This is a genomic window from Leisingera sp. SS27 (assembly GCF_028368855.1).
Lineage (GTDB): Bacteria > Pseudomonadota > Alphaproteobacteria > Rhodobacterales > Rhodobacteraceae > Leisingera.
Genome location: NZ_JAQNCY010000004.1, coordinates 222,013 through 247,956, shown reverse-complemented (window position 1 = coordinate 247,956; position 25,944 = coordinate 222,013). Strand labels below are relative to the sequence as shown.

Below are 25,944 nucleotides of genomic sequence, written 5' to 3'. Positions count from 1 at the left end.
GCAGCAGGCGCGGATTTGGCGAAGGTGCGGGCAAAGGCGGACGCAAACAACAGTCAAAGGAAATGCCCATGCCCGGTGCATACAGCATCACTGAAAACACCTGGATTTCCCTGCCCGACGGGCGCAGGCTGGCGGCCCGCATGTGGCTGCCTGAAGGCGAGGGACCCTTTCCAGCAATCCTGGAATACCTTCCATACCGCAAACGTGACGGCACAGCACCGCGGGATGAGACTACGCATACGGTCTTTGCCGCCGAAGGTTATGCGTGCCTGCGGGTGGACATTGCAGGCACCGGTGACAGCGATGGAGTGTTCGATGACGAATACTCAGATCAGGAGCTTAGCGACGGCGAAGCTGTGCTGGAATGGATGGTTGCTCAAGACTGGTGTGACGGCAACATTGGTATGATCGGCATCAGCTGGGGCGGCTTCAATGGGCTGCAACTGGCGTTTCGCCGCCCGGCCGCACTGAAGGCTGTGGTTTCGGTCGCCTCGACTGTGGATCGTTATTCCGACGACATTCACTATATGGGAGGCTGTCTGCTAAGCGACAATGCGAACTGGGGCAGCCAAATGTTTGCCTATCAGTCGCGCCCTTCAGATCCGGAGCTTCGCAAGGATTGGCGGGAAGATTGGATCAAGCGGATCGAAGGCATGCCCTTCATGGCTGCGGAATGGCTGCGGCAGCAGACGCGGGGCGATTTCTGGCGGCACGGTTCTGTGTGTGAGGACTGGTCAGCCATTCAGGTTCCAGTTTTGGCGATCACTGGCTGGGCGGATGCCTATGTGAATGCTCCGCCTGCGCTGGCTGCGAATTTGACGGTGCCTGCCAAAGCCTTGATCGGTCCTTGGGAGCACCGCTACGCGCATATAGCCAAACTGGACCCGGCGGATTTCCATGGTGAGGTGCTGGCTTGGTTCGGCAAGTGGCTGAAGGGTGAGGAGACAGGGGTCGAAGCTCTGCCGGACTACCGCGTCTACATTCAGGAGCATTTCAACCCGACCATGCAGAACAAGCCACGTCAGGGCCGCTGGGCAGCAGAGGCAGAGTGGCCCTCGCCCAATGTTCAGCTGCGGGTGATGCATCTGGGGGATGGCGTGCTGGCAGAAAGCGCCGCAAGCGGCACATTGGCGGTCAGCAGCCCGGCAACGGTGGGGCAGGCGGGCGGCTACTTCTGCCCGGGCATGCGGTTTGACAATGAACTTGCAGGCGATCAGGCCGGGGATGACAGTTTGTCGGCCTGTTTCGACACGGCGCCATTGCCTGAACAACTGGAAATGCTGGGCCGTCCGCGGGTGAAGGTAGCCTTCTCAGTGGACAAGCCGGTTGCTCAACTGGTGGCGCGGCTGTGCGATGTATCCCCGGAGGGCGTGTCGCAGCGGATTACCTTCAGGGCGTTGAACCTTGCCTGCCGGAACGGATTCGAGATGCCGGAAAAGCTGGTGCCGGGCGAACGCTACGAAGCTGAGATCGAATTGAATGAGTGCGCTCACCGCCTGCGGCCGGGTCATGTGCTGCGGTTGGCATTATCGACGTCTTACTGGCCGATTGTCTGGCCTGCGCCAGAAGCAGCGGAAGTGATACTGTATTTGGACGGCTGCTCGCTGGTGCTGCCGGAGCGCAGGGTTACGGAGGAGATCAGCCCGCAAAATCCGGGAGCGCCGCGCGGGTATCCCGTGTTGAAATCCGAGATCCTGCGGGAGGCGGGCGGTGCCTCCAAGACCTGGACCCGCGAGGATGGGGCGCTGGTGCTGGATACCTTTGACGACTACGGAAAGGCCGTGGATCCCTATCACGGCATGTGTGCCGGCAGCCATGTGACGATGCACTACGAGATCCACCCGGATGATCCGGCGGCGGCTGCATTTGCCAGCGACTGGAATTTTGAGTTCCAGCGCGGCGGCTGGCAGGTCTCCATCGATACCGAGAACAAGATGACCTGTGACCGGGATAATTTCTACCTCTGGCGCAGGGTCACAGCCTATGAAGGGACGAACAAGGACGTGCTGGTGAGCAAGGAGTGGCAAGAGGCCATTCCGCGGGGGGTATTATAAAGGCTGCAGGCCGTATTTCGCAGGCCGGGGATTGCCCCCGGCTCTTCGGCTCAGAAATCGAGGCCGAGATCCAGCGTGCTGGCAGAGTGGGTGAGCGCCCCGGAGGAGATATAGTCGACACCGGTTGCGGCGACTTCAGCAATTCGCTCCAGCCGCATGTTGCCGGAAGCTTCGGTCACCACGTGGCCCTTGGCCAGTGTCACCGCTTTGATCAGGGTGGGTGTGTCCATATTGTCCAACAGGACCACGTCCGCGCCGCCTGTGTCGATGACCTCAGCCAGCTGATCCAAGGTATCGACCTCGATCTCCACCTTCATCATGTGGCTGACGTTGTCCTTGGCTGCCTCCAGCACTGCCTTGACACCGCCCGCGGCGGCTATGTGGTTGTCCTTGATCAGGATTGCGTCCGACAGGCCGAAGCGGTGGTTGTACCCGCCGCCGTGCAGCACCGCCTGTTTTTCGGCAATCCGCAGGCCCGGCGTGGTCTTGCGTGTGCATGTGATGCGGGTTGCGGTGCCTTTGGTTTCGGCCGCAAAGGCGGCGGTCAGAGTTGCGATGCCGGTCAGACGGCCGGCAAAGTTCAGCGCCACGCGCTCGCCTGACAAGATCGACGCAGCAGAGCCTTCGATGGTCATCAGCGTGTCGCCCTTTTTACAGGGGGTGCCGTCGGGCAGAAAAGTTTCGACTTTAAGGCCGGCATCCACCAGGTGAAAGGCGATGCGGGCGATCTGCATGCCGGAGACCATGCCATCTTCGCGGGCGTTCAGCCGTGCGAAGTAAGTGGCAGAGGCCGGGATCACCGCACGGGTGGTCACGTCGCCGTTCTGGCCCAGGTCTTCCATCAGTGCGGCGCGCACCATCGGTTCCAGGATCAGGTCGGGCAGGGTGGCGAATTGGGTGCTCATGTCAGCTCCTCTTGAACCTTGGCGCGGATGGCCATGGCCTCATCCAGGGTGATGCGGGTGCGGTGCGCCTGTGCGGGATCGGCCTCGGGGTAATCGTCGCGAAAATGGCCGCCGCGGCTCTCGTCACGCTGGAGCGCTGCCGCAGCGATCAGCGTCGCTGTGGCGCACATGTTGAGGAAGTTTTCATCTCCGGCCTGTTCATCCTCAAGCCGGGCGATGGCGGCGAGTGCCTGTTGCAGGCCGTTTGCGGTTCGGCGGACTCCAGCATGGGCGGTCATCACTTCGCGCAAGGTGTTCACGGCTGTCGGGTCAAGCTCCTGGCCACCTTCCGGGAATACCGGGAGGACTTCGGCGGCTTCTGCCGGAAGGTCCAGGGCGGCAATGTCCCGGGCCGCATTGCGGGCGTAGACAAGTGCTTCCAGCAGACCGTTGGAGGCAAGCCGGTTGGCGCCGTGCAGTCCGGTGGAGGAGGCTTCACCGCAGACCCAAAGATTGGACAGGCTGGTGCGGCCCTGAAGGTCGGCTTCGACCCCGCCCATGTGGTAATGGGCAGCAACGGTAACGGGGATCGGCTGCGCCACTGGGTCGATGCCCGCGCGGGCACAGGTTTCGGCAACGGTGGGGAAGCGAGACAGCACCTCAGCGCCCAAAGCATGGCGGGTGTCGAGCATCGGGCGGCGGCCTGCCTGCATTTCGGCAAAAATCGCCCGGGCAACGATATCGCGCGGGGCCAGTTCGGCATCCGGGTGCGCCGGGACCATGAATCGATCTCCATCCGCGTTGACCAGCACCGCGCCTTCGCCGCGTAAGGCTTCGGTGGCCAGCGGAGCCGGGTCTTCGCCGATGTCAAAGGCGGTGGGGTGAAATTGCACGAATTCCGGGTCGGCGATGCGGGCGCCTGCACGGGCCGAAAAACCGATCACTTGGCCGCGGATGCGGGGCGGGTTGGTGGTATGGGCGTAAAGCCCGCCGGAACCGCCGCCAGCCAGCAGCACACCCGGGCATTTGATCAGCACTGGAGCAGAGGGGGTATCAGCGCGGGTGATCCAGATGCCAGTGACCGTTTCACCGTCTGTTTCCAGCCGCACGGCCTGGGTGTTCTCCAGCACCTGTACAGACGGGGCTGCGCCTACGGCCGCTATCAGCGTCTGCATGATCTGATCACCCGCCTGGTCGCCCTTCACCCGCACAACTCGGGCGGCGGAATGGGCGGCCTCGCGGCTCATCACATAGTTGCCGTCAGCATCGCGGTCGAAGGGGGTGCCAAGCTCGGTCAGGTCAATGATGTGCTCGCGTGCAACCCGTGTGACCATCGCGGCAACCTCGGGGTCGACGGTGCCGGCCCCGGCCTGCAGGGTATCGTCAGCATGCGCCTCTGGCGTGTCGTGATTGGCCATTGCCGCCGCCACGCCGCCTTGGGCCCAGGCCGAGCTTGCGCCTTCGCCCAAGGGTTCGGGCGAAATCACAAGAACCGGCCGTGGGGCCAGTTCAAGCGCCGCATAGAGTGCGCCAAGGCCTGCGCCGGCAATGACGATACGGCTTGTTTCGGTCACGGGTCAGATGCCCAGTTTCTGGCTGAGGTCGATCATCCGCTGCACCGCGACACGGGCCTTGTCCGCAACCTCCGGGTCAACCTCGACCGGCTCGGACATGGTGTGCAGCGACCACAGAATCTTCTCCAGAGTGATCTTTTTCATGTAGGGGCACATGTTGCAGGGGCCGACAAACTCCACCTCGGGCAGCTGGTCGGCGATGTTCGAGGCCATCGAGCATTCGGTGATCAGCAGCGCCTTCTCCGGCTTTTCGTCGGTCACGTATTTGACGATGCCGCTTGTCGAGCCCGAGAAGTCGGCCTCGGCCACTACATCTGGCGGACATTCGGGGTGAGCAATAAGCCGTGTGCCCGGGTTCCATTCACGGAAGTCACGCAGGTCCTTGGCGGTGTATTGCTCATGCACGATGCAGGACCCCTCCCACCAGACGATGTTCTTTTCCGGAACCTGCTGGGCAATGTTCTGGGCCAGATACTGGTCTGGCGTCATGATGATGGTGTCTTCTTCCATCGCGGCAGCGATTTGCGCGGCGTTGGAGGACGTGCAGCAGATGTCAGAAGCGGCTTTGACCTCGGCGGTGGTGTTCACATAGGTGACCACTGGCGCACCAGGGTAGCGGCGGCGCATTTCCGCGACTCCTTCGGCCGTGATGCTTTCTGCCAACGAACAGCCTGCCTCCATATCAGGGATCAGCACGGTCTTTTCCGGGCTCAGTATCTTGGAGGTTTCGGCCATAAAATGCACGCCGCATTGCACAATCACGTCCGCCTCGACCCGGGTGGCCTCAATCGCTAGCTGCAGGCTGTCGCCGACCACGTCCGAGATGCCGTGGTAGATTTCGGGCGTCATGTAGTTATGCGCCAGAATCACCGCGTTACGTTGCTTTTTCAACTCCAGGATGGCTGCAACATAAGGCGCATGCGTGGCCCATTCGATGGGGTTCACCACGCGGTCCATGCGCGCGTAGACATCTGCCATTTGTTCGGCCAGAGCCGGATTGGGGGCCAGATCGTAATGGTTGGCGAGCTGATCCCGCATGGATTGCAGGTCGAACATGGCGTATCCTCAAGGTTGCGTCTGCGGTGACACTTTGGGCGGGGGTTGTTTCATGTTCATATCATCCGCGCAAGCGCGTGTGAGCGGAAACGGAGCCAAATACGGTGGTTTGGCGCTAACAGGCGGCATCTCAGTGAACCCGTTGTTTATCAAATGGGTATCTGAAGCATGATTTTCCAGCCGGTTTGCCGTTTTTGGCTGTCCCGGCGTCCTCTCCTGTGATTTGGAGCCGCGCTAAGCCATGTTAGAACGGCCGGGAATTTGGCCTTTGGGAAAGTGACCACACACTATGAATGATCTGTGGGCAGGACTGAGCCAAGCTTTTTTGCTGCTGGTGACGCTGGACGCGGATCTGGTGGAAATTACCCTGCGTTCGCTGCGTGTGACGCTCTCTGCGCTGGCCATTGCCTGTGCCATTGCGCTGCCGCTGGCAGCTTTCCTTGCCGTGCGCCGGTTCCGGATGCGACGGGCTGCGATTGCGGTGCTCAATGCGTTGATGGGCCTTCCTCCTGTTGTCGTTGGGCTGGTGGTCTACGTATTTTTGTCCAGATCCGGACCGTTTGGTGTTTTTGGCCTGCTGTTCACTCCCACTGCCATGATCATCGCGCAGGTGATCATCGTGGTTCCGCTGGTGGCTTCCGTAGCGCATCAGAGCTTGCGTGAATTGTGGAGCGACTATCACGACCTGCTGATCTCCATGAACGCGACCCAGTTCCAGCGCGTTCAGGCGTTGTTATGGGATGGTCGCAGGGCGCTGCTGACCGCGGCTTTGGCTGGCTTTGGCCGCGCGATTGGCGAAGTGGGTGCGATCATGGTGGTCGGCGGCAATATTGACCATGCGACTAGGGTTCTGACTACGGCGATTGCACTTGAAACTGGAAAGGGTGATTTTGCAATGGCCCTGGGCTTGGGCTTCGTGCTGATTGCGCTGGCGGTTGCGGTCAATCTGGCAATCCACTGGCTGGGCCGCACTGAGAGCGAAGGACGCTGGTGATGCAATTGTTCCCGCTCGTCGCCCAAGGCGCCCAGGTGCGTCGCCGGGGCAAGGTGCTGGTAGGACCGGTTGATCTGTCCCTGCGGGGACAAGGCACGTCGATAATCATTGGTCCGAATGGCGCGGGTAAGACTACGCTTTTGAAGATGCTGCATGGCATTGTTCGGATGAATGGCGGCAGCCTGGATTGGGCCTGTCCGCTGGAGGAAGCGCAGAAACACCAGGCCTTCGTGTTCCAGACCCCTGTGATGATGCGGCGTTCGGTGATCGAAAACATCGCTTATCCACTGCGGTTGACTGGCTTGAGCCGCCGCCAGGCCCGCGCGCAGGCCGCGGATTGGGCCGCCCGTGTCGGCTTGGGTGAAATTCTGGAGCGTCAAGCCACTATGCTTTCAGGCGGTGAAAGGCAGAAACTGGCGTTGGCCCGAGCGCTCGTGCGCGAGCCGCAAGTGCTGTTTCTTGATGAGCCTTGTGCGGCGCTGGACGGCAGGGCTACCCGCGAGATTGAGGAAATTCTTGTTCATGCCGCCGGCAGTGGTACGCGGCTGATCATGTCCACCCACAACATGGGCCAGGCCCGGCGGCTGGCGGATGAAGTGATCTTCGTTCTGCAGGGCCGCATCCACGAGTTTAGCCCGGCTGCAGAGTTTTTCGCCGGGCCTGAAACCGCGCAGGCGCGCGCATTTCTGAATGGAGATATTGTAGAATGAAACATTTGATTTTGGGCGCAGTCGCCTCCCTTGCTTGGGCCGCGGCCGCGATGGCGGAAGACATGAAGATGGCGGTGACCACTTCTTTTCATAATTCCGGTTTGGCTGAGATTCTTTTGCCGGAGATCAAGAAGGACTTGGGACTGAATGTGCAGCTGCTTGTTGTTGGCACAGGTCAGGCAATTCGCTTGGGTGAGGCAGGTGATGTCGATGCGATCCTAGTGCATTCGAAACCGGCAGAGGAGAAGTTTCTGGAAGGCGGCAACGGCACCCACCGCCGTGAGATCATGTACAATGATTTTGTTCTTATCGGGCCCGAGGGCGATAATGCAGGGATTGCTGCCGCTGAAAATGCAGCCGAAGCGCTTCAATTGATTGCTGAGACGAAAGCGGCTTTTGTCAGCCGCGGAGATGACAGCGGCACCCATAAGAAGGAGCTTAGCCTCTGGAAGGCCGGGGGGCTGGCGCCAGAAGGCTTTGGTGAGTGGTACCGCGCTGTAGGTTCGGGTATGGGAGCCGCTTTGAACACTGCTGCGGGCATGGATGCCTATATCATGTCGGACCGCGCCAGTTGGCTGAATTTTGGCAACAAGGCGGGGCTGAGCCTGTTGTTCGCCGGTGATCCAGTTTTGTTCAACCAGTATGCTTTTATTCCTGTAAATCCGCAGAAACACAGCCATGTGAAGAATGGTCTCGCAATACAGCTTGAAGAATGGCTGGTCTCGGACAAGGCCAAGGAGCTGATCAACGCGTACCAGATTAATGGGGAAACGCTGTTCGTTTTTAACGCCCAGAAGTGATTTGATCTGAACTGGTTAAACGGAGCCCCCTGCCTTTGGCGGGGGGCTCTTAGTGTTTATGGAGTGCGTCCTCAGGTTTCGCGGCCCACGGTGAGTGTTACCCGGTCGCCGGCAAACCAGGTGCGGCCAAACTCAACAGGCTGCCCCTGAGGATCAGCATTGACGCCTGTTGTGCGCAAGATTGGACTGCCTTCGGCGATTTTGAGATGCAGTGCCTGCATTGCAGTTGCAAGCTTCGCGGTGATCCGGGTCTCGATCCGGGTGTAATCTTCAACTCCAAGCTTCTGAAGCGCAGCGGTGACCGAATGCTGCTCCTGCAGGGCATCGAGAATCCCGGGAAAGCGGTCCGCAGGAAAGATGCTCTGAAACAATGCAATGGGCTGGCCGTCTGCCAGTGACAGCCCGTCATAGACATGCACCTCAGCACCCGGATCCAGCTGCAGAGCATTTGCTTCGCGCGGTGCAGCAATGCGCGTCTCCAGAGTCAGGATCTGTTTGGCGGGGTTGCGGCCTTCGCGGGTGAGGTTTTGGTGAAAGCGCACCCGCTTTCCGATTGGATAGTCTGTGGGTTTCGCAGCCACGAAAACACCGGCGCCGCGCCTGGGAAAAACAAGACCCTGCTCAGCCATTTCTGCTAGCGCCCTGCGCACGGTGTGCCGGTTCACCCCGAAACGCGCAGACAGTTGTGCTTCGGCGGGCAGCTTGCCGCCGGTTTCATAGCGGCCCTGCGCGATGTCGTCGGTCAGGGCAATGGCAATGGATTTCCAGACGGGGGTGCGGGCCATGTCACGGAACTTTCACAACTCTGGTATTGCGCCGAAGAAGGCGACTCGGATAACATTTGTCTAGTTGTATAGGTGATGTAGACAGCTTAGCAAGAGGCTTAGACAAATGAATACCCTTGATTCAGCAGAAGACCGTAAAGGCTGGATGAGCTTGCTGGCTTGTGCTGATGAAGCCCGGCTGACCGAGCTTTGGAAGAACTTCGGGGTAGACCCGGATTTTAAGTTCCTGCGCGCGCCCGAAGCAGGCGGCGTAATGGTCCGCGGTCGCATGGGGAGTTCTGGCGCCCCGTTCAATCTGGGTGAAATGACCGTCACCCGGTGCGCTCTTTCGCTGGCCGACGGCACGGTCGGCCATGGCTATGTGCAAGGCCGGAGCAAGGGGAAAGCGGAGATTGCAGCCAAGATTGATGCGCTGATGCAAACCGGTGCTGCCGAGGCATTGAGCGCAGCAGTGCTGGTGCCGCTGGCACAAGCGCGGCAGGCGAAGAAAACTTCCCGCGCGTCCAAGGCTGCCGCAACCAAGGTCGAGTTTTTTACGATGGTACGGGGAGAGGACTGATGTGTCAGCAATCCCGGAACACTGTTTTTACGGGCGGCTTCAGCAATCCGCCGGTCGCTGCTGCGCAAGCTTTCCGAGCGGCGATGAACGCGATGGCACGCCCCGGCAAGGTGCAGGAGATAACTGGTGCAGCCCCGCCGGAGGGGATTTCGGTTGCTGCAGGCAGTCTTCTGCTGACTTTGTGCGATCCTGAAACCGGCGTGTATTTAGCGCCTGATGTGGACAGCGAGGCTCTGCGCGGCTGGCTGGCTTTTCACACCGGCGCACCGATCGTTTCTGCTGAGCAGGCGGGTTTTGCCTTGGGTTGTTGGCAAGAGTTGCAGCCGCTCAGCCGCTTTCGCATCGGGACCGCGGAATATCCCGACCGCTCGGCCACGTTGATTGTTGAAATGCGCAGCCTGAATGTGCCGAATGCTGGACTGAACGGCCCGGGGATCAAATCAACCGCTTCCATGCAGTTGCCAGAAATTGCCGCGTTCCAAGCCAACGCAGCTTTGTATCCGCTGGGACTGGACTTCTTCTTTTCCTCTGGATCGCAGATCGCGGCGCTTCCGCGGTCAACTCAAGTCACCGTGGGGGCCTAGGCGATGTATGTAGCAGTGAAGGGTGGCGAGCGCGCCATTGCAAACGCTCATGCCTGGCTCGCCGAAGAGCGTCGGGGTGATACTGATGTGGCGCAGCTTTCTCTCGCTCAGATCCGCGAGCAGCTGAGCCTTGCAGTGAATCGGGTGATGGCCGAAGGGTCTTTGTACGACCCCGAGCTTGCCGCGCTGGCAATAAAGCAGGCGCGAGGTGATCTGATCGAGGCAATTTTCCTGATCCGCGCCTATCGTACTACCTTGCCACGGTTCGGTTACTCCCGGCCGGTGGAAACCAGCGAGATGACCTGTGACCGGCGAATTTCGGCGACTTTTAAGGATGCGCCGGGCGGGCAGGTGCTTGGTCCGACATTTGATTACACCCACCGCTTGCTGGATTTCAAATTGGCCGCCGACGGTGAAGTTCCTGAAGCCCCGGTTGCCGAGCCTCGTGAGCAAGCCACGCCGCATATCACTGCCTTCCTGCAGGGGGAGGACATTATTGAGCGCGAGCCGATCTCGGACGCCGTGCCGGGCGATCTAACGCGCGAACCGATGGGCTTTCCGGCCGGCAGGGCAGTGCGCCTGCAATCACTGACCCGCGGTGACGAGGGATTTATCCTGGGCATGGCCTACTCCACCCAGCGCGGCTATGCGCGCAACCATGCCTTTGTCGGAGAGCTGCGCATCGGCACCGTTCCGGTGGAAATGGAGATCCCGGAGTTGGGTTTTGCCATTGAAGTAGCAGAGGTGGAACTGACCGAATGCGAGACGGTGAACCAGTTCAAGGGCTCCAAGAAGGTGCCGCCGCAATTCACCCGCGGCTACGGGCTGGTCTTCGGGCAGTCGGAGCGCAAATCTATCGCTATGGCGCTGGTTGACCGCGCGCTGCGCTGGGAGGAACTGGGAGAGGAGAATCTGGGGGCACCTGCGCAGGATGAGGAGTTTGTCCTGAGCCACTCAGACAATATCCAAGCTACTGGATTTCTGGAGCACATCAAGCTGCCGCACTACGTGGACTTTCAGTCTGAACTGGAGCTGGTCCGCAAGCTGCGCCGTGAAGCCGCGGAACTGGCTGAAACGCTTGCGTCAAGGGAGACGGCGGAATGAGTTCAGTCGCAGCCTCCGCCTCCGTCGCCGCCACCATCGCAACTGTCATGTCCAACGAAACCAAATGTCACGCCAGCATCGGAACTGCTTGTTCTGCGAGGGGTGGTTTTGCGCGTTGGCGTGCGAATGATTTGAACGATTACGAAAACCGCAAAGGCGAAAAGCAGAATGGCGACGACAGGAATGTCTTGCAAAGCCGATGCTCCCTCAGTTGGGCGGTAAAGGAAAAGCCATGAGCGATTACAACTTCGCATATCTGGACGAGCAAACCAAGCGGATGATCCGCCGGGCAATCCTGAAGGGGTTGGCGGTGCCGGGCTATCAAGTGCCTTTTGCCAGCCGCGAGATGCCGATGCCCTATGGCTGGGGTACCGGGGGCGTGCAGGTCTCTGCTGCGGCCCTGACGCTGGACGATACGCTGAAAGTGATCGACCAGGGCGCGGATGACACCACCAATGCAGTGTCGATCCGACAGTTCTTTGAAAAAACAGCAGGCGTTGCGACCACTGAGGAAACGAAGAAGGCCAGCGTCATCCAGACCCGTCACCGGATACCGGAGGCGGAGCTGACTGAGGAGCAGATCCTAGTGTATCAGGTGCCGATCCCGGAGCCTCTGCGTTTTCTGGAGCCGCGGGAAACCGAGACCCGTAAGATGCATGCCTTGCAGGAATACGGGCTGATGCATGTGAAGCTTTATGAGGACATCAGTCAGCATGGCGCCATCGCTACTGCCTATGCATATCCGGTCAAGGTGGAGGGGCGCTATGTGATGGATCCCTCTCCGATCCCGAAGTTTGACAACCCGAAAATGGAGATGGCTGCAATCCAGCTTTTTGGTGCGGGCCGTGAGCAGCGCATCTATGCAGTGCCGCCCTATACCAGGGTCGTGTCTCTGGACTTTGAGGATTACCCGTTTGAAGCAACCAAGGCTGAGCACCCGTGCGACCTCTGCGGTGCGGAGGACAGCTATCTGGATGAGGTGATCCTGGATGACGCTGGCTGCAGGATGTTTGTCTGCTCGGACACGGATTATTGCCGCACGCGGCGCGAAGCGGGCCACCTTGGCCGTATGGGAGAACAAGCAGCATGAGCATGGATGTACTGGGCATTGACCATCTGGGGCTGACAGTGGGTGATCTTGACGCCAGCCTTGGTTTTTTCACGGATTGCCTGGGGTGGGAGCAATTCGGCGGGAACCCTGATTATCCTTCGGCCTATGTTACCAACGGCCATGCCAAGCTGACGCTTTGGCAGCAGGTAGAGCAGGGTGCGGGCTTTGACCGCAGGGCCAACATAGGCTTGCATCACGCCGCGCTGAAAGTTCCGGATGAGGCCGCGCTGGAAGACCTTTTCGGCCGGATCAGCAGGTGGCCGGGTGTCGTGGTTGAATTCTCTCCTGAACTCTCGGGCAGCGGCCCCAAGAAGCATTTCATGATCCTTGAACCGGGCGGGACCCGGCTGGAGTTCTCCTATGACCCGAGATGATGGAAAACCGGCAGTGCCGCTGCTGCAGGTGAAGAACGTTGCGAAACACTATGGCGCCCGGGTCGGCTGCACGGATGTGAGCTTTGATCTCTATCCCGGGGAAGTGATGGGGATCGTCGGCGAAAGCGGGTCTGGCAAATCAACATTGCTGAACAGTCTGGCGGGCCATCAGCCTCCGGACCGGGGCGAGGTGATCTTTGACACCCGCGCAGACGGGCCAGTGGATACCGTTACCATGTCCGAACCGGAGCGCAGGATGCTGAGCCGAACCGACTGGGCGTTTGTGCATCAGCATGCCCGTGACGGATTGAGGATGTCGGTATCGGCCGGCGGCAACATCGGTGAGCGGCTGATGGCTGTGGGGAACCGCCACTATGGGTCAATCCGGGAGCGGGCAGTTGACTGGCTCGGGCGGGTTGAGATCAGCGAGAACCGGATTGATGACCGCCCCTTGGCTTTCTCTGGCGGCATGCAGCAGCGGCTTCAGATCGCCCGCAACCTGGTGACCGGCCCACGGCTGGTCTTCATGGATGAGCCGACCGGCGGGTTGGATGTCTCTGTCCAGGCACGTCTTCTTGACCTCTTGCGCGGGCTGGTGCGGGAGATGGGGCTAAGCGCCATTATAGTAACTCATGATCTGGCCGTGGTGCGGCTGCTGGCTGACCGGCTGATGGTCATGAAGGACGGCCGTGTGGTGGAAACCGGGCTGACCGACCAGGTGCTGGACGATCCCCAGCACAGCTATACCCAGCTGCTGGTTTCCAGCGTGCTGCAGGTGTGAGGGCAAGGCATGATAGAACTGAACAATGTGAGCAAGAGTTTTACCTTGCACAACCAGGGCGGGGCGGTGATCCCGGTAATGCAAAACGCAACACTCAGCGTGAAACGCGGAGAATGCGTCGGGCTGACTGGAGTGTCTGGTGCGGGCAAGTCCACTTTGATGCGGTTAATCTATGGCAACTATTTGGCGGCTTCTGGCAGTGTCATGGTTGGAGGTGTCGATGTTGCCTTGGCCGAGCCGCGTGAAATACTGGCGTTGCGCCGCGAAACCTTGGGCTATGTCAGCCAGTTCTTGCGTGTCGTCCCACGGGTGCCGACGTTGGATGTCGTTGCTGAGCCTTTGCTGGTGGCTGGAACTTCCGTGCAGCAGGCTCGCGACAAGGCGGCCTCTCTGCTGGCACAGCTCAGCATACCGGAACGGCTTTGGGGCCTGAGCCCTACGACCTTTTCCGGCGGTGAACAACAGCGGGTGAATATCGCCCGAGGCTTTGCTTATGACTATCCCGCGATGCTGCTGGATGAGCCAACGGCCAGCCTTGATGCGCAAAACCGCGCTACCGTTCTGGGCCTGATCGAAACCGCCAAGGCACGGGGGGCGGCCATTATCGGGATCTTCCATGATGAGGCCGCCCGAGAAGCAGTATGCGACCGTTTCGTGGATGTCTCGGATTTTTCACCGAAGGTCATGGCATGAGCAGTGAGGCACAAAAAGGTCCGGTCATTGCGGTGGTTGGGCCATCTGGTGTTGGAAAGGACAGCCTCATGTCCGCTCTAGCTGTCTCAGGCCCGCAACTGCGGCTGATGCGCAGGGTGATTACTAGAGCGCCCGAATCCGGTGGCGAAGACTACCAGGCCGTATCTAAAGACGAGTTTTCTGCCCTTGCCGAAGCCGGAGTCTTTTCGCTGCATTGGCATGCGCATGGGCTCCACTATGGAATCCCGCGGGACATCGAGACCCTGCGTGAAGGAGCTGGTGGTGTGCTGGTAAACTTGTCCCGTGCGGTGTTGCTGGAGGCTCAGGAAAAGTTCGGCCACTTCATTGTGCTTTCGGTGACTGCGCGCCCGCAGGTGCTGGCAGAGCGCCTTGCTGCCCGCGGCAGGGAGAGCGAAGATGAAGTGCAGCGGCGTCTGGCCCGCGCGATAAAGCCGCTGCCTGCGGGCTTGCGCCGGGTCCATCAGGTCGACAACAGCGGACCGCTTAGTGCTGCGGTGAACGCTGCGCTGGCTGTTGTTCAGCCGGAGAGTGCATAGCGATGGATGACGTGAAACCTGCCATCCGTCGCTTCGCCCACCAGCGCCAGGTCGCGGATCACAAAAGGCGCAGGCAACAATGGGATAAGGTGCTCATTCAGTGCGGCCTCCACGGCGGGCAGTTCTGGTTTGGGCAGCTTTCCCGTCAGGGTAATGTGAAAGCGGAAATGACTGAGAACATACGGGTAGCCCCAGCGAGTGAGGTTCTCATCCTGCTCCGGCGTCAGGCCAGCAGCGCGGCGGCGGTCCAGATCTGCCGCGGGCGGCGGCGCTCGAAACATATCGAATTCAGTCACGCAATTTGCCGCAAGGCTGTTCAATGCAGCCTCGTCTCCGGTTGGGCGCAAAGCGAGAAAACGGCCAAGGCGGGCCAAGTGAAGGCCGTCGAGCCCAACAGGCTTCTGCGAAGACGCAAAGGTTTTGCAGGCGGCTTCAAGCGCTGCCTGCGTGTGCCCTTCGGCCAGTCGCATCGGCGGCTTCATCGTCGCGTGCAGCCCATACTTTCGCGGCGCTTCAGTGAACGCGCCGATGCCCAGCCCTGCAATATCGGGATGCGGCAGGTAAGTGCCCGTCTCCATGTCCCAGCCTAGCCAGCTGGCTGCAAACCGGCTCCATTCCGCATCGGCGGGCGGGGCGTAATAGATAGCGTATCGCGTGAATGTCACATTGGCCTCCTAAACGTGGCCTTCCATAGCTCGAAAGATGTGAAGCTCAGATGACAGAAGAGATGATCCTTGCCAATGCTGCTTTGGTTCTTCCGGGCGAGATCCGGACCGGCAGCGTAAAAGTTACACGCGGTGTGATAGCAGACATTTCCGACGGAGCATCGGTCCCCGCGGGCGCAATAGATTGCCAAGGGGATTTCGTTAGCCCTGGCCTGGTGGAACTGCATACTGATAACCTGGAACGCCATATTCAGCCGCGTCCGAAGGTGGACTGGCCGCATGCCAGCGCCATTATTGCTCATGACACGGAGCTCGCGGGCACCGGCATCACGACAGTGTTTGACGCTATGCGCGTGGGATCGATCAGCCGCCGGGAAAGCCATTATGGCGCGTATGCCCGGAAATTGGCGTCTGAGCTTTTGGACTTGCGCGCGGCGAACGCTCTGAAAATCTCGCATTTCCTGCACCTTCGGGCGGAGGTCTGCACTGATACGCTAGTGGAGGAATTGAATGCCTTCGGAGAAGAAGATCGGGTCGGACTGGTCTCTCTCATGGATCACACACCGGGCCAGCGCCAGTTCCGCGACCTCGCCAAGCTGGAGCAATATGTAAAAGGCAAACACGGGTTTGATGATGCCGCCTTTAAATCGCATGTAGCGCATCTGATGGAACTGCAGGCAAGTTATGGCGCACTGCACGAAGCGGCGGCTGTTGCCGCGGCCAAACGATTTGGTGCTGTGCTGGCGAGCCACGACGACACAACCGCAGCTCAGGTGGCGGTGTCCGCAGGCCATGGGATCCGCCTAGCTGAATTTCCTACGACGGTCGAGGCCGCGCAGGCGTGCCGTTTGCAAGGCATCAAAGTCATGATGGGGGCGCCAAACCTGATACGCGGCGGATCGCATTCAGGCAACGTTGCCGCGCATGAATTGGCAGACCTGGAACTGCTGGACATTCTTTCGTCTGACTATGTGCCTGCCGCGCTGTTAATGTCTGCAGTCAAGCTGGGAGAGCTATGGGGTGATTTGGCGCGAGGATTGGGCACTGTTACCCATGCGCCCGCTGCTGCGGTCGGGCTTGATGACCGCGGGCGGCTGGAAGCAGGCAAACGTGCTGACCTGGTCCGGTTCAGCATGCTGGCGGGGGTGCCCGCTTTGCGAGGTGTCTGGGCGCGCGGAGTGCGGGTAGCTTAGGTGCGGTGAGCCTGAGTCCGGCGAAGGTCGCATTCAGCTGGCGCGGTAAAACATATAGCGCCCGGCCGGGATGCCGTCGGGGCCACTCAACTCCTCAAAGCCGGTCAGAGGCTGGCCGGAAACGATGATCCCGCCGGGGACCATGACTTGAGCAATCACTGGTGAGAGTGCGGCAGCTTCGGCAACGTCTTTTTCCTTGATCCCGAAACCGAAGTCATAGTGTGCGAGGGCGACTTTGTGACCACTTGCCGCAAGCTGCTCCAGCATCGGCCTGGCTTCGCCTTGCAGGAAGTCCTTTTCCGGCGGGACGCAGGATGGATGGCATTGCAGAATCCTGTCAATCACCCAGATCCGGCGGGGACTCATGATCTCGCGTAAATGGTCATAGGTGCGCCCGTTGCCGAGCCCCATATCCAGAACATCGCCTTTGACCTGGTTGATCTGGTCCGCGGCCCAGTTCAACCCGTCGCGCTGGGCAGTCAGACGGCGCAGCATGGAGTCGAGACGGCTCATTCAAGACATCCTTTCGTCATAGATCCAGGCCTCACCCGGACCATCAAGAAGCCGCTTTGCGAGCGCGCCGATGAAGGACCAGATTGCGTCATCATGGACAAGGTGGTGGGTGAGGAGCCCATAGGGTTCCGTATTGTCCGCATCGCCCATTCGGCGGTCGCGCAACTGACGTGTCACCTGCATTATCAGATTGTCCAAGGGTAGCAGGCCGCGGCCACCTTTCCAGTCTATCGGATCCAGATGCGTGTTTACCCGCAACAGGCCGGAAGCGGGTTTGGCAGCCTTGCGGGGAGTGAAGGTTGAAACAGCAGTATAGCCGGCGCCTGCTAGCCAAGTTAGCATTTCCGGTGAAATCCGGTTCCACGGCGGTACAAACATTGGACGCAGGCAACCGCCAAACAAGTTCTGCATCGCAGTCAGGCCGCGCTCGGCGTCATCCAGCAGTTCTTCCAGCGGTCGGTGCGCGCCGAATTCGGCTTTCTTTTCGCCAGCCGGTGCATGGTTCTGGTGAGCCCAGCCGTGGACGACCGGGACGAGTGTTGGATGCTCCGCAATGAAACGGGCCAGATCAGGTGTCGCGCCTTGCGGGATCACGGCCAAATGTACCGGAAGATCTAGGTCTGCCGAGAGAGCGGCCAACCGTTCCAGTTCAGAAGATTGGGACATTGCATCATCGTCCCTCCACCAAAGAGGCAGCCTCAGCCCTGCCTGCTGCCAGTGGTCCAGTTCCTGGTCCAGCCCGCTCCAATCAGGTTTCATTCGCGCCCTCCCGCAAGTTCTGCGGCAATCTCCACGCTCCGGGCTGCTCCGTCAAACCTGAAACCGCCTGTAAGCCGCGGCGGTGCCTGCATTGCCGTCTTGACCGCAGCGCATAGCGATTCAGGAGAAAGGCAGGCAGTTTCCAGGACTTCTATGCCCTTCAGTGGTGCGAGACTGGCCGCGCGCAGACCTTGCTCGGTCTCGTTTCCAGCGTCGAAGGGCACAAAAACAGCAGGTGTGCCAGCCTGCAAAATATCCAATGCAGTATTGTAGCCGCACATGCTGACGGAGGCTGCGGCGTAGGAAAGCATCTGGCGGAAGTCCTGACGGGCAGGCTCCAGCAGAGCAGGGGACCTGGACTTGGAAAACTCTGCAATGCGAACATCGGCATCTGAGCCGCCAACGAGCAATCGCCAGGGCGTGCCCGGCATCAGCCTGGCGGCCTCCAGGGCGCAGCGATAGAGCGGTGTTCCTACGCTGCCGCCGCCAGCGCTCACGAGCACTTCGCCGGCGCCTGCGTGATCCGGGTGAGAACCAGCAGCGGCCGGGGCCACATACCCCGTGTAGCGCAGTTTGGCTGCCAGAATATCAGAGACCGGCCAGCTGGCGTTGAGCCGGGTGGCTGCGGGATCAGAGTGAACCAGCACCGCGTCGAAGTACTTTGCGATCAGTGCGTCGGCCTTTTCCGCCTTCTCCGGCTTGGAAGGAGGGGCGAGGATGTCGCGGATAGAGGACAGGATTACCGGCCGCCGAGGCAGTGTTTGGGCAGTTTCAAGCAGAGCTAGGAACTCCCTTCGCAGGGAGCGCCGGCCAAAAGGGTAGAGTTCTGTGATCAACACGTCGGGTCGCAAGTTCCTCAGCGCAACGCAAAGGGCTGCCTGTCGTTGTGCCAAGTATGCTTCATTAGCTAGCGTACTGTTTTCTGTCAGGAGGCGGGTGAAGTTCACCCCGTCGGAGCGCAACGGAGGCAGCTGAAGCAACTCAACCCCTTCAGTTGTGAGCTGCGGTGCCGGTAACCCTCCGGAGATGACTTGCACCCGGTGGCCCTTTTCGATGAAAGCCCGTGCCAGTGTGAGGGCTCTGGACAAATGGCCAGTACCCAGCAGATGCGTGACGGCAATCAGAACTTTCATGAGGCATCCTTGCGGAGCAGCCGGACCGGGTCCGGCCAGGGGCGAAGGTCTCGACCATCAATCTCGACTACGAACAGGCGGTTTCGCTTTATGCGGAATGGGGCGGGGCCATCGAAATCCCAGTCATGCGCCCGTGCCAATATCATTCGCATGATACCGATATGGCAAACGGCAATAGCATCCTGTTTCAGCGCATAAAGCCAAGGTTCGATACGCGACCAGACTTGCGCCGGGCTCTCTCCCCCGGGTGGACGGTAGTTCCAGCCCCATTCTTCGATGTCGCGAAATCCGCTGTCCGGAGCAGCCTTCAGATCTAAACCGTGGAGCCCTTCCCAATCTCCCCAGTTCATTTCGATGAGTTCTGATGCAGTTCGAGGGTTGTGTCCGGCGACGAGAAGGGCGGTTTCCGCTGCACGTGTCAGTGGACTGGACCAAAGCTCTGCCTGCTGCCAGTCCTTTGGCAAGGTGTAGCCGATTAGCTCTGCGCGGGCAGCGCGGTCTAGCGGTATGTCACTGCGGCCTTGGATGCGGCCGGCGCGGTTCCAGGCAGTATGCCCGTGGCGTAGTAGAGCAAGGCGGATCATGCGGCGGGGTCCTTCAGAGGCAGAACTGTTCCCCAAAAAGCCTGAGCGGCAGCGGGAGCAAGGTGCTTGTTTGAAACATAGTCGCGGGCATCCTTGGCAGTTTCTGCACGCAGCTCAGAGTTTTCAAGCAGCTGGGCGGTAAAGGATGCGAGAGCCTGTGCCCCTGATTCCGGTGCAGGGTAGGGTTTGGACAACAGTACGTCCCGCACTCCTGGGCGGTCCTGAGCCGCAACTGGAAGTCCATGGGCCTGGGCCTCCAGATAAACCATGCCAAAGGCTTCGTTCACTCCGGGCCACAGAAACAAGCTGGCCTTTGCATAGGCTGCAGCCAGTTCCGCGCGAGTGAGTTGGCCCAGGAAACGGACCCTATCCGCAAAGGGGGCCATAAGTGCCTCGACCTCAGGCCGAGCCGGACCATCGCCTGCGATATCCAGGCGCCACTTTCCCGGCAGGTGGGCGAGCGTTTCTGCTATGATGCTGTAGGAGGCTAGTTTGTCTCCAGGGCGCATCATGCCGGCTGTCAGGATGGGGCCGTCCAGAGAAGAGAGAACAGGCAGCCCCTCACGCGGAAGGAAGGGCGGCAAGCAAGTGATGATCTGGCTGCCATGCCGGTCACGATCCAACGCAAATCGGTCCTGTTCTGTGAAATAGAATATTGCATTTGCAGCATCAGCGGCCGTGTGAGCCGCTTCAGCGAAATCAGACCAAGGGCCGGTTAGGCGTTTTTGGGCGCGGGTAGATTCGATTTGTACGTATGGGACACCCCGGGCGCGCGCCACGACTGGGCCGATCAGGTCCGGGGCTTTGTAGTAGTTGTGATACGTGACCCAAAGGTCCGCTTCAGGCATCTGCTCGATCAGCCTGCGGATTTCGGCATCAGCCTCGGCGCGCAGGGCAGTTTGCCTGGAAGTATCACCGTGTTTGTCATAAACCCGCAAGTCCGATGCAAGCTGCACCTCAGCGCCGCTGGACTCTAGCAGGACCATCAGGTTGCGCGAAATTTCGCGGTCGCCGGAGGGAACAGGATGGTACGGCGGTTTCATCGGCGCGTAAAAGGCAACGCGCTTTCCGGCTCCCGGCAGCATGAAGGTCAGCCGTTCTTCAACATGGAATTCAGCCGTCCCGAAAGCTGGGTAATTCCAGGATCCATGCCGAAATCGCTGCGCAAACGGGCTAAAGCGGCCTGAGCCATTTCTGTCAGTTTCTGGGGGTGCCGGGCGGCGTGGAGCAGGCTCTCCGCCAGCGCCTCCGGGCTGTCTTCGCTCAAAAGCCCGTGGATTCCGTGATCTATGAACTCCGGGATCGCTGAGACAGGGGTCGACAAGATCGGTAAAGCCTGCGAGGCCGCCTCCATCAGCACGTTCGGCAGTCCGTCCCTGTCACCATCAGCTGCTACCCGGCTAGGCAGTACGAAAAGGTCAGATGTGCGCATTTCTTCGATTACCTCCGGCTGGTCACAGGCGCCGCGCCAAGTGACGCGATCGGCAATCCCTGCATCTTCGGACATACCTTGCAAAAGATCATCCAGCCCGCCGCCGCCGATATGAGTCCAGTGCCAGTCAAGTCCTGCAGGCAGCAAAGCCAGCGCGGCTATCAGGCGGTCGAACCCTTTTTTTTCGACCAAGCGGCCGACCGACATGAAGCGGATAGGGTCTTGAGGCTGGCGCGGCCGGCGTTCCGGCGGCGCAGGAAAACGGGTCAGGTCCAGCCCGTGATAGACCAGATCAACACGTTCAGGTGTATCCGCCGCTTCCTGCAGATGCTTGGCACCAAAGCCAGTGCACGTGGCGCCGAAGGCAGCGCCGTAATGGGCTGCGGAGAGCTTTTCCTGGATTTCCCATCCTGGTGAAGTCCAGATATCCTTGGCGTGGGCTGAAAAGCTCCACGGCAATCCCCGCATGATTGCCGCATAGCGAGCAACAGAGGAGGGAGTGTGCAGGAAATGCGCGTAGAGGCCCAGAACCCCATCGGGCATTTCCGCCGCCAGAACACAAGCCTGGCCGAAACGGCGGATACGGTTAGGCGTCGCGTCACGGCGCAAGTCGGCCCGCCAAATGCGGTAGGCCGCGCGGTATCCAGGCAATTGCTGAGCAATTTCGCGCGCGCGCCAGACCCGGACCGGTTCTTCATGGAGGTATTCAGGCAGGTAATTTACACGCGCCTTAAGCTGTGCATGCAAGGGATGGCGTTTGATGTCCGTAGGGTGGCGCAGCGACCAAATCTCAAAAGCATGGCCAACGGCTTCCAGTGCAACCAGTTCCTGGGCGATGAAGGTTTCGGACAGGCGTGGCCAGCCCTTTACCACCACCGCAAGGGGCGGGCGGGCAATGCTCATTCGGCGGCCTCTTTGCGGGTGTCCAAAAGCAGCGCGGCAACACGCCGGGTCACATAGTTAAGCCCGTCCAGCAGCCCTTCGGAGCCGGCGGCGGAAGGCGGGGGCTGGGTGGCCAGGGCCCGGATTGCCTTGGCCAATGCCGACGCGGTCCAGCCATCCCGGGTTTCATCCAGCATAGTCGTCAGGCCAATTTCTTCAGCCCGGCTGGCGCGTATCCACTGCTCCAGCCGAGGGGTGGTGCGGGGCACAATAACTGCAGGTTTGTCAAAAGACAGAACCTCGCAGAACGTGTTGTATCCCCCCATGCAGACCACGCCCTGAGCGCCAGCAAACAAAGTCTCAATCTGAGATTCGAAGCCGACAGCGGTGACACGGCCGTTCAGCCGGGCAACCCGATCCTCAAAATCCTGCCGGGTCTCGCCGGACAGGAAGGGGCCGTAAACCAGTACCGCGCGCGGAGAGAGTGCCGGGTCGGCTTCATATGCTGACAGCACCAGATCCACCATCATCTCGCCATCACCGCCGCCGCCAGGGGTGACCAGCAGGTATGGCTGCTCGGGTGGTTCTCCGACGTGGCCAAGATCGCGGCGCAGGTAGCCGGTCCAATGCATGCGGGCTTGCATCTCTGCAGTGAAGGGGAGACCCGCGGTCGGGTCATATACGGACCGGGGGCCATAAACCCAAATCTCATCATAGAAATCACGCGTGGCTTCGACAGCGTGCTTGCGCTCCCATTCAGCTGCCAGCACCTCCGGTTCATCAAGCACATCCCGCAGGCCCAGCACCATCTTGCAGCGCCCGCGCGTTTTCAGAAGGTCCAGTGCCGGCATCAGCTCGCCGCGAAACCCGGTGGGTTCCTTGTCGGCGACAAGCACATCAGGATCGTATTGCTCAACGGTGGAGCGGATCAGTGCCGCACGCAGTTCGGCGGTTTCCTCGATGCTCATGCCCATCGTGCGCGACGCGTAGGATCCGTCAGAGCGCTTGATTACGCCGGGAAGGCGCACATGGTCGACACGGGTCGGAAATGAGAACCTGCCTGCCACCGGCGATCCCGTAAGGATCAGTGCCGAAGCGTCCGGGTTTGCCGCAGTTATTGCTCCTGCCAGCGCCCGTGAACGCCGCAGATGACCCAGTCCGAAAGTGTCGTGGCTGTAGAACATGATCCGGGGACCACGCTTGCCGGTGTCCGAATAGGGTTGGTTAAAGCCCGTGTCCGTCATTTGACTACCTGAAAGGGATTCCGGGCTGCTTCCCTCAATGGGCATGCCGCGGCGGCTGAGGAGGCGCGCCAGCCTTTGCTGCCGGTCGTCTCCGGGCGCGTGCTTCCATGCTCGGCCATCTTTCGCCTCAGTTTGCGCGTCCAATGTCCTTTTGCGGCAGGGGCGCGGTCAGTATTTGCTTTTGCCGTTAGAGGTCCTGGCGGATTGCCGGCCTGGGCCGCGGCATTGTGGTGATATGCCCAACGAGCAGATATCGGGATTTGTATAGCCCGGAGCCGTAGTGCATGCAATCATGCGGCAATGTTGCAAGGCGCACGGTAATTTGCTCGCGCGCCATTTGCGCAACGCTCCGGCAGATGGTTAATTTGACTCAAGTTTCCATGAGGATAGCAGATCATGCAGCACTATTTTTTTCGTTTCCTGCTCTGTCTGCTGCTGGGGATCGGGCTGACAGCTCACACCAGTGCGCAAGAAAGTGACGCTGGCGGCACAGAAGCACTGTCCCGAGCGATTGAGCAAGCGGCTGAAAGTGGTGTCAATGTTGTGGTTGTTGACAGCAGTGGCCGATTTCTGAATGCGCCGCCCGAGGGTGGGACGCCAGAAGACCATTCTGCGCCGGGAGCGATGGAACAGCCATCGGCTCTGATGAAGGCGCAGTCCAAAGTTGCTGCGTTCCGGGCGGAGCTGAGCAGCCGCCTGGAAGCTCTGCCTTATTCAGTCTTCGAAATGCAGTACATCCTGCGTCAGACCAGCCCGGACGGGCGCATCATGACCTACGTGGAGGTTCTAGGCTGGAGTGTACTGTTTCTTTTAGTCGGACGCTGGCTGTCAGTGGAGATTTACGGCAAGCGGTTTGCCAAAAAGTTTGTGGTTTCACGTATCCGCGAAACTCCTGAAGGGTATCAGGAGAAAATGCCGTTCTTAGTGTTTCGTTTCCTCATGGGGATTGGGGCCACGATCTTTGCAATGATCTTTGCGGCGCTGATTTCGTATCTGATATTCGGCGCCTCGGGTGATCCGTCCATCGAGTTTACTGTCACGGCGATCTACACAGCCTACTTCCTTGCTCGCACGGTGTCGGACCTTTGGCGGATGGTTTTGTCACCTTATCTGGCGCAGTACCGTATCCCGGTATTTTCCGATCGGGATGCCAAGCGGCTATATATTTGGGCATCCTTGCTGGCAACCTACGACATTTCCTCGACACTTTTTGCAACTTGGGTTGGGGATTTCGGTCTCAATTACAACGTCTACGCACTGGTCTACGGCGTTCTGGCATTGGCAGCGACCTTGGGTAACCTGCTGATGGTCCTGGTCAATGGCCGTGCCATTTCGAATGCTATCCGGGCCGGCCGCCTGCCGGAGGACTGTTCGTGGCTGGTGCGTGTCTTGGCAGTGGCCTGGGCCCCTGTGCTGATGGTCTACATGGCTTTTGGCTGGCTCAAGCTGGCCTTTGACCTCGTTCTTGAACATGAAGTCTCCATTCCACTGATGGCTGGGAGCTATTTCGTTCTGACTACGATCCTAGTGGTCTATGGAGCGATCAACTATGTAATTGAAAGGTATTTCCGCCGCGGTCTTACCTTAAAGCCAGCAATTGACGAAAGCTTTGCACGGGACGAGGACGGGGTTTCTTCTGAGCATGGAAATGAGCAGGAGGAAAGTGCGGATGAGGATCCGGGAGACGAAGCAGACGTCCCCCTAAAGCCCAGACATCCGATCGCCACTTACGAGGACCTCGCTCGCAGAGTGGCAGGTATCCTGGCCTTCGTCGTTGGGGCTTATTCACTGGTAATTGTTTGGAACCCGGATGCCAGCTGGCTCAGGACCACTGCTGCCGAACGGGTAGTGGATGTGACTGTCATCCTGTTTATCGGTTACATTGTTTATCACCTTTTCCGGATCTGGATTGACAGCAAGATTGACGAGGAAGTGGGCGACGTTTCGGAGGCGGAGCTGGGTGATGAAGGTGGAGCAGGCGGCGCCAGCCGCCTGGCGACTCTGCTGCCCCTGTTCCGCGGCGCAATTCTGGCAGTGGTTTTGGTGTCGATTGTCCTGATTCTGCTGCTGGAGCTGGGGATAAATGTCAGCCCGCTCTTCGCCGGAGCTGGCGTCGTAGGCTTGGCAGTGGGCTTCGGCTCGCAGACGCTTGTGCGGGACATCTTCTCCGGCGCTTTCTTCCTGATCGACGACGCTTTCCGGAAGGGCGAGTATATCGACATCGGAGATGTGAAGGGCACTGTCGAAAAGATATCTGTCCGCTCCTTTCAGCTGCGCCATCATTTGGGCGCGCTGCACACCATTCCTTTTGGGGAGATCAAGGTTCTGACCAACTATTCCCGGGATTGGGTGATGATGAAGCTGCCCCTGCGGGTAACCTACGACACCGATGTGGAAAAAGTCAGGAAGCTCATAAAGAAGCTGGGCCAAAAGCTGATGGATGATCCGGTTGTTGGTCATACGTTTATCCAGCCGCTGAAGTCGCAAGGGGTGATCGAAATGCAGGACTCGGCAATGATCATCCGGGTGAAGTTCATGACCAAGCCAGGTGACCAGTGGATCGTGCGCAAGCGGGTATACCAGGAGATCCGTGAACTGTTTGCACGCGAAGGTGTCAAATTTGCGCATCGTGAAGTGACGGTGCGCCTTGCTCCGGATCAGGCGGACGAGGCGACACCGAAACAGAAGGAGGCTGCTCTGGGTGCCGTTCAGGCTGCTATAGACGAGGACGTACTCGAGGACATGGGCGGCCCGGACGGCGATGACCGTTGAGAAGGCTCGGGCTCTGGCGTTTGTGCTCTCCAGCCTCCTCGCCAAGCTATGGCTGGAACCAGGTGCTGTACCGGCAGGCAGCGTTTTCTCCTAGGTGATGGAGGGCGAGATGCCTGTCAAACACCTCGGGTACCCTTTTCATTGCGG

General features: G+C 59.8%; 27 protein-coding genes. 15 read left to right on the top strand and 12 right to left on the bottom strand.

Going from position 1 to position 25,944, the window contains the following annotated elements:
* Positions 1-68 precede the first annotated feature (68 nt).
* Positions 69-2,054 (top strand): CocE/NonD family hydrolase, encoded by a 1,986-nt coding sequence (locus N6L27_RS11285; RefSeq protein ID WP_271907348.1) that lies wholly within the window; start codon positions 69-71, stop codon positions 2,052-2,054.
* Positions 2,055-2,104: 50 nt separating this feature from the next.
* Here the strand turns inward: N6L27_RS11285 and nadC are convergent, their stop codons facing one another.
* The 3 genes from nadC to nadA are packed head-to-tail and all read right to left on the bottom strand — an operon-like array spanning position 2,105 to position 5,568.
* A complete protein-coding gene (nadC, locus tag N6L27_RS11280; RefSeq protein ID WP_271907347.1) occupies positions 2,105-2,959 on the bottom strand; it encodes a carboxylating nicotinate-nucleotide diphosphorylase in 855 nt (284 codons plus the stop codon).
* Positions 2,956-4,512 (bottom strand): L-aspartate oxidase, encoded by a 1,557-nt coding sequence (locus tag N6L27_RS11275; protein ID WP_271907346.1) that lies wholly within the window; start codon positions 4,510-4,512, stop codon positions 2,956-2,958. Before N6L27_RS11275 ends, nadC begins: the two co-directional genes overlap by 4 nt.
* Before the next feature lie 3 nt (positions 4,513-4,515).
* Complete coding sequence (gene nadA / locus N6L27_RS11270; RefSeq protein ID WP_271907345.1) at positions 4,516-5,568, bottom strand: quinolinate synthase NadA; 1,053 nt, start codon at positions 5,566-5,568, stop codon at positions 4,516-4,518.
* 289 nt (positions 5,569-5,857) lie between these two features.
* On the opposite strand from nadA, the gene N6L27_RS11265 reads away from it, so the two are divergent.
* The 3 genes from N6L27_RS11265 to N6L27_RS11255 are packed head-to-tail and all read left to right on the top strand — an operon-like array spanning position 5,858 to position 8,072.
* On the top strand, positions 5,858-6,562 hold the full coding sequence (locus tag N6L27_RS11265) for an ABC transporter permease (RefSeq protein ID WP_271907344.1): 705 nt from the start codon (positions 5,858-5,860) through the stop codon (positions 6,560-6,562).
* A complete protein-coding gene (locus N6L27_RS11260; RefSeq protein WP_271907343.1) occupies positions 6,562-7,272 on the top strand; it encodes an ATP-binding cassette domain-containing protein in 711 nt (236 codons plus the stop codon). The genes N6L27_RS11265 and N6L27_RS11260 overlap by 1 nt, the downstream gene beginning before the upstream one ends.
* Entirely contained in the window at positions 7,269-8,072 is an 804-nt protein-coding gene (locus N6L27_RS11255) for a substrate-binding domain-containing protein (protein WP_271907342.1), read from the top strand. Before N6L27_RS11260 ends, N6L27_RS11255 begins: the two co-directional genes overlap by 4 nt.
* Positions 8,073-8,143: 71 nt before the next feature.
* On the opposite strand, the gene phnF is transcribed toward N6L27_RS11255, so the two are convergent.
* Positions 8,144-8,857, bottom strand: a complete 714-nt coding sequence (gene phnF, locus N6L27_RS11250) for a phosphonate metabolism transcriptional regulator PhnF (RefSeq protein ID WP_271907341.1) — start codon at positions 8,855-8,857, stop codon at positions 8,144-8,146.
* A 106-nt stretch (positions 8,858-8,963) separates the two neighbouring features.
* Between phnF and phnG the strand changes: the two genes are divergently transcribed.
* Genes phnG through phnN form a run of 9 tightly spaced genes read left to right on the top strand, consistent with a single transcriptional unit; the run spans position 8,964 to position 14,620 of the window.
* Entirely contained in the window at positions 8,964-9,416 is a 453-nt protein-coding gene (gene phnG, locus N6L27_RS11245) for a phosphonate C-P lyase system protein PhnG (RefSeq protein WP_271907340.1), read from the top strand.
* On the top strand, positions 9,416-10,000 hold the full coding sequence (phnH, locus tag N6L27_RS11240; protein WP_271907339.1) for a phosphonate C-P lyase system protein PhnH: 585 nt from the start codon (positions 9,416-9,418) through the stop codon (positions 9,998-10,000). Before phnG ends, phnH begins: the two co-directional genes overlap by 1 nt.
* Before the next feature lie 3 nt (positions 10,001-10,003).
* Positions 10,004-11,104 carry a carbon-phosphorus lyase complex subunit PhnI gene (locus N6L27_RS11235; RefSeq protein ID WP_271907338.1) on the top strand — a complete coding sequence of 367 codons (1,101 nt, stop codon included), beginning with the start codon at positions 10,004-10,006 and terminating at the stop codon, positions 11,102-11,104.
* Complete coding sequence (locus N6L27_RS11230; protein WP_271907337.1) at positions 11,101-11,340, top strand: hypothetical protein; 240 nt, start codon at positions 11,101-11,103, stop codon at positions 11,338-11,340. The genes N6L27_RS11235 and N6L27_RS11230 overlap by 4 nt, the downstream gene beginning before the upstream one ends.
* Entirely contained in the window at positions 11,337-12,194 is an 858-nt protein-coding gene (locus N6L27_RS11225) for an alpha-D-ribose 1-methylphosphonate 5-phosphate C-P-lyase PhnJ (RefSeq protein WP_271907336.1), read from the top strand. Before N6L27_RS11230 ends, N6L27_RS11225 begins: the two co-directional genes overlap by 4 nt.
* Positions 12,191-12,589, top strand: coding sequence for a VOC family protein (locus N6L27_RS11220; protein WP_271907335.1), 399 nt, complete (start codon positions 12,191-12,193; stop codon positions 12,587-12,589). The genes N6L27_RS11225 and N6L27_RS11220 overlap by 4 nt, the downstream gene beginning before the upstream one ends.
* The gene (phnK, locus tag N6L27_RS11215) at positions 12,576-13,370 is read left to right on the top strand and encodes a phosphonate C-P lyase system protein PhnK (RefSeq protein ID WP_271907334.1); all 795 of its coding nucleotides are present in this window, start codon (positions 12,576-12,578) and stop codon (positions 13,368-13,370) included. Before N6L27_RS11220 ends, phnK begins: the two co-directional genes overlap by 14 nt.
* Before the next feature lie 9 nt (positions 13,371-13,379).
* The gene (phnL, locus tag N6L27_RS11210; RefSeq protein ID WP_271907333.1) at positions 13,380-14,063 is read left to right on the top strand and encodes a phosphonate C-P lyase system protein PhnL; all 684 of its coding nucleotides are present in this window, start codon (positions 13,380-13,382) and stop codon (positions 14,061-14,063) included.
* Positions 14,060-14,620, top strand: coding sequence for a phosphonate metabolism protein/1,5-bisphosphokinase (PRPP-forming) PhnN (gene phnN / locus N6L27_RS11205; protein WP_271907483.1), 561 nt, complete (start codon positions 14,060-14,062; stop codon positions 14,618-14,620). Before phnL ends, phnN begins: the two co-directional genes overlap by 4 nt.
* Here the strand turns inward: phnN and N6L27_RS11200 are convergent.
* A complete protein-coding gene (locus N6L27_RS11200; RefSeq protein WP_271907332.1) occupies positions 14,602-15,285 on the bottom strand; it encodes a DUF1045 domain-containing protein in 684 nt (227 codons plus the stop codon). The genes phnN and N6L27_RS11200 overlap by 19 nt on opposite strands.
* Positions 15,286-15,335: 50 nt before the next feature.
* On the opposite strand from N6L27_RS11200, the gene N6L27_RS11195 reads away from it, so the two are divergent.
* On the top strand, positions 15,336-16,478 hold the full coding sequence (locus N6L27_RS11195) for an alpha-D-ribose 1-methylphosphonate 5-triphosphate diphosphatase (RefSeq protein WP_271907331.1): 1,143 nt from the start codon (positions 15,336-15,338) through the stop codon (positions 16,476-16,478).
* A 33-nt stretch (positions 16,479-16,511) separates the two neighbouring features.
* Here the strand turns inward: N6L27_RS11195 and N6L27_RS11190 are convergent, their stop codons facing one another.
* From N6L27_RS11190 to N6L27_RS11160, 7 genes are read right to left on the bottom strand one after another with little or no spacing between them, the layout of a single operon-like run.
* Complete coding sequence (locus N6L27_RS11190) at positions 16,512-16,991, bottom strand: class I SAM-dependent methyltransferase (RefSeq protein WP_271907330.1); 480 nt, start codon at positions 16,989-16,991, stop codon at positions 16,512-16,514.
* Entirely contained in the window at positions 16,992-17,750 is a 759-nt protein-coding gene (locus N6L27_RS11185; protein ID WP_271907329.1) for a polysaccharide deacetylase family protein, read from the bottom strand.
* Positions 17,747-18,883 carry a glycosyltransferase family protein gene (locus N6L27_RS11180; RefSeq protein WP_271907328.1) on the bottom strand — a complete coding sequence of 379 codons (1,137 nt, stop codon included), beginning with the start codon at positions 18,881-18,883 and terminating at the stop codon, positions 17,747-17,749. The genes N6L27_RS11185 and N6L27_RS11180 overlap by 4 nt, the downstream gene beginning before the upstream one ends.
* The gene (locus tag N6L27_RS11175; RefSeq protein ID WP_271907327.1) at positions 18,880-19,467 is read right to left on the bottom strand and encodes a histidine phosphatase family protein; all 588 of its coding nucleotides are present in this window, start codon (positions 19,465-19,467) and stop codon (positions 18,880-18,882) included. Before N6L27_RS11175 ends, N6L27_RS11180 begins: the two co-directional genes overlap by 4 nt.
* A complete protein-coding gene (locus tag N6L27_RS11170; RefSeq protein WP_271907326.1) occupies positions 19,464-20,552 on the bottom strand; it encodes a glycosyltransferase family 4 protein in 1,089 nt (362 codons plus the stop codon). The genes N6L27_RS11175 and N6L27_RS11170 overlap by 4 nt, the downstream gene beginning before the upstream one ends.
* A 5-nt stretch (positions 20,553-20,557) precedes the next feature.
* Entirely contained in the window at positions 20,558-21,802 is a 1,245-nt protein-coding gene (locus N6L27_RS11165; protein WP_271907325.1) for a glycosyltransferase, read from the bottom strand.
* Entirely contained in the window at positions 21,799-23,025 is a 1,227-nt protein-coding gene (locus N6L27_RS11160) for a glycosyltransferase family protein (RefSeq protein ID WP_271907324.1), read from the bottom strand. Before N6L27_RS11160 ends, N6L27_RS11165 begins: the two co-directional genes overlap by 4 nt.
* A gap of 396 nt (positions 23,026-23,421) precedes the next feature.
* Between N6L27_RS11160 and N6L27_RS11155 the strand changes: the two genes are divergently transcribed.
* Positions 23,422-25,797: a mechanosensitive ion channel domain-containing protein gene (locus N6L27_RS11155; protein ID WP_271907323.1), complete on the top strand. Its 2,376-nt coding sequence runs from the start codon at positions 23,422-23,424 to the stop codon at positions 25,795-25,797.
* The last annotated feature ends 147 nt before the right edge of the window (positions 25,798-25,944 follow it).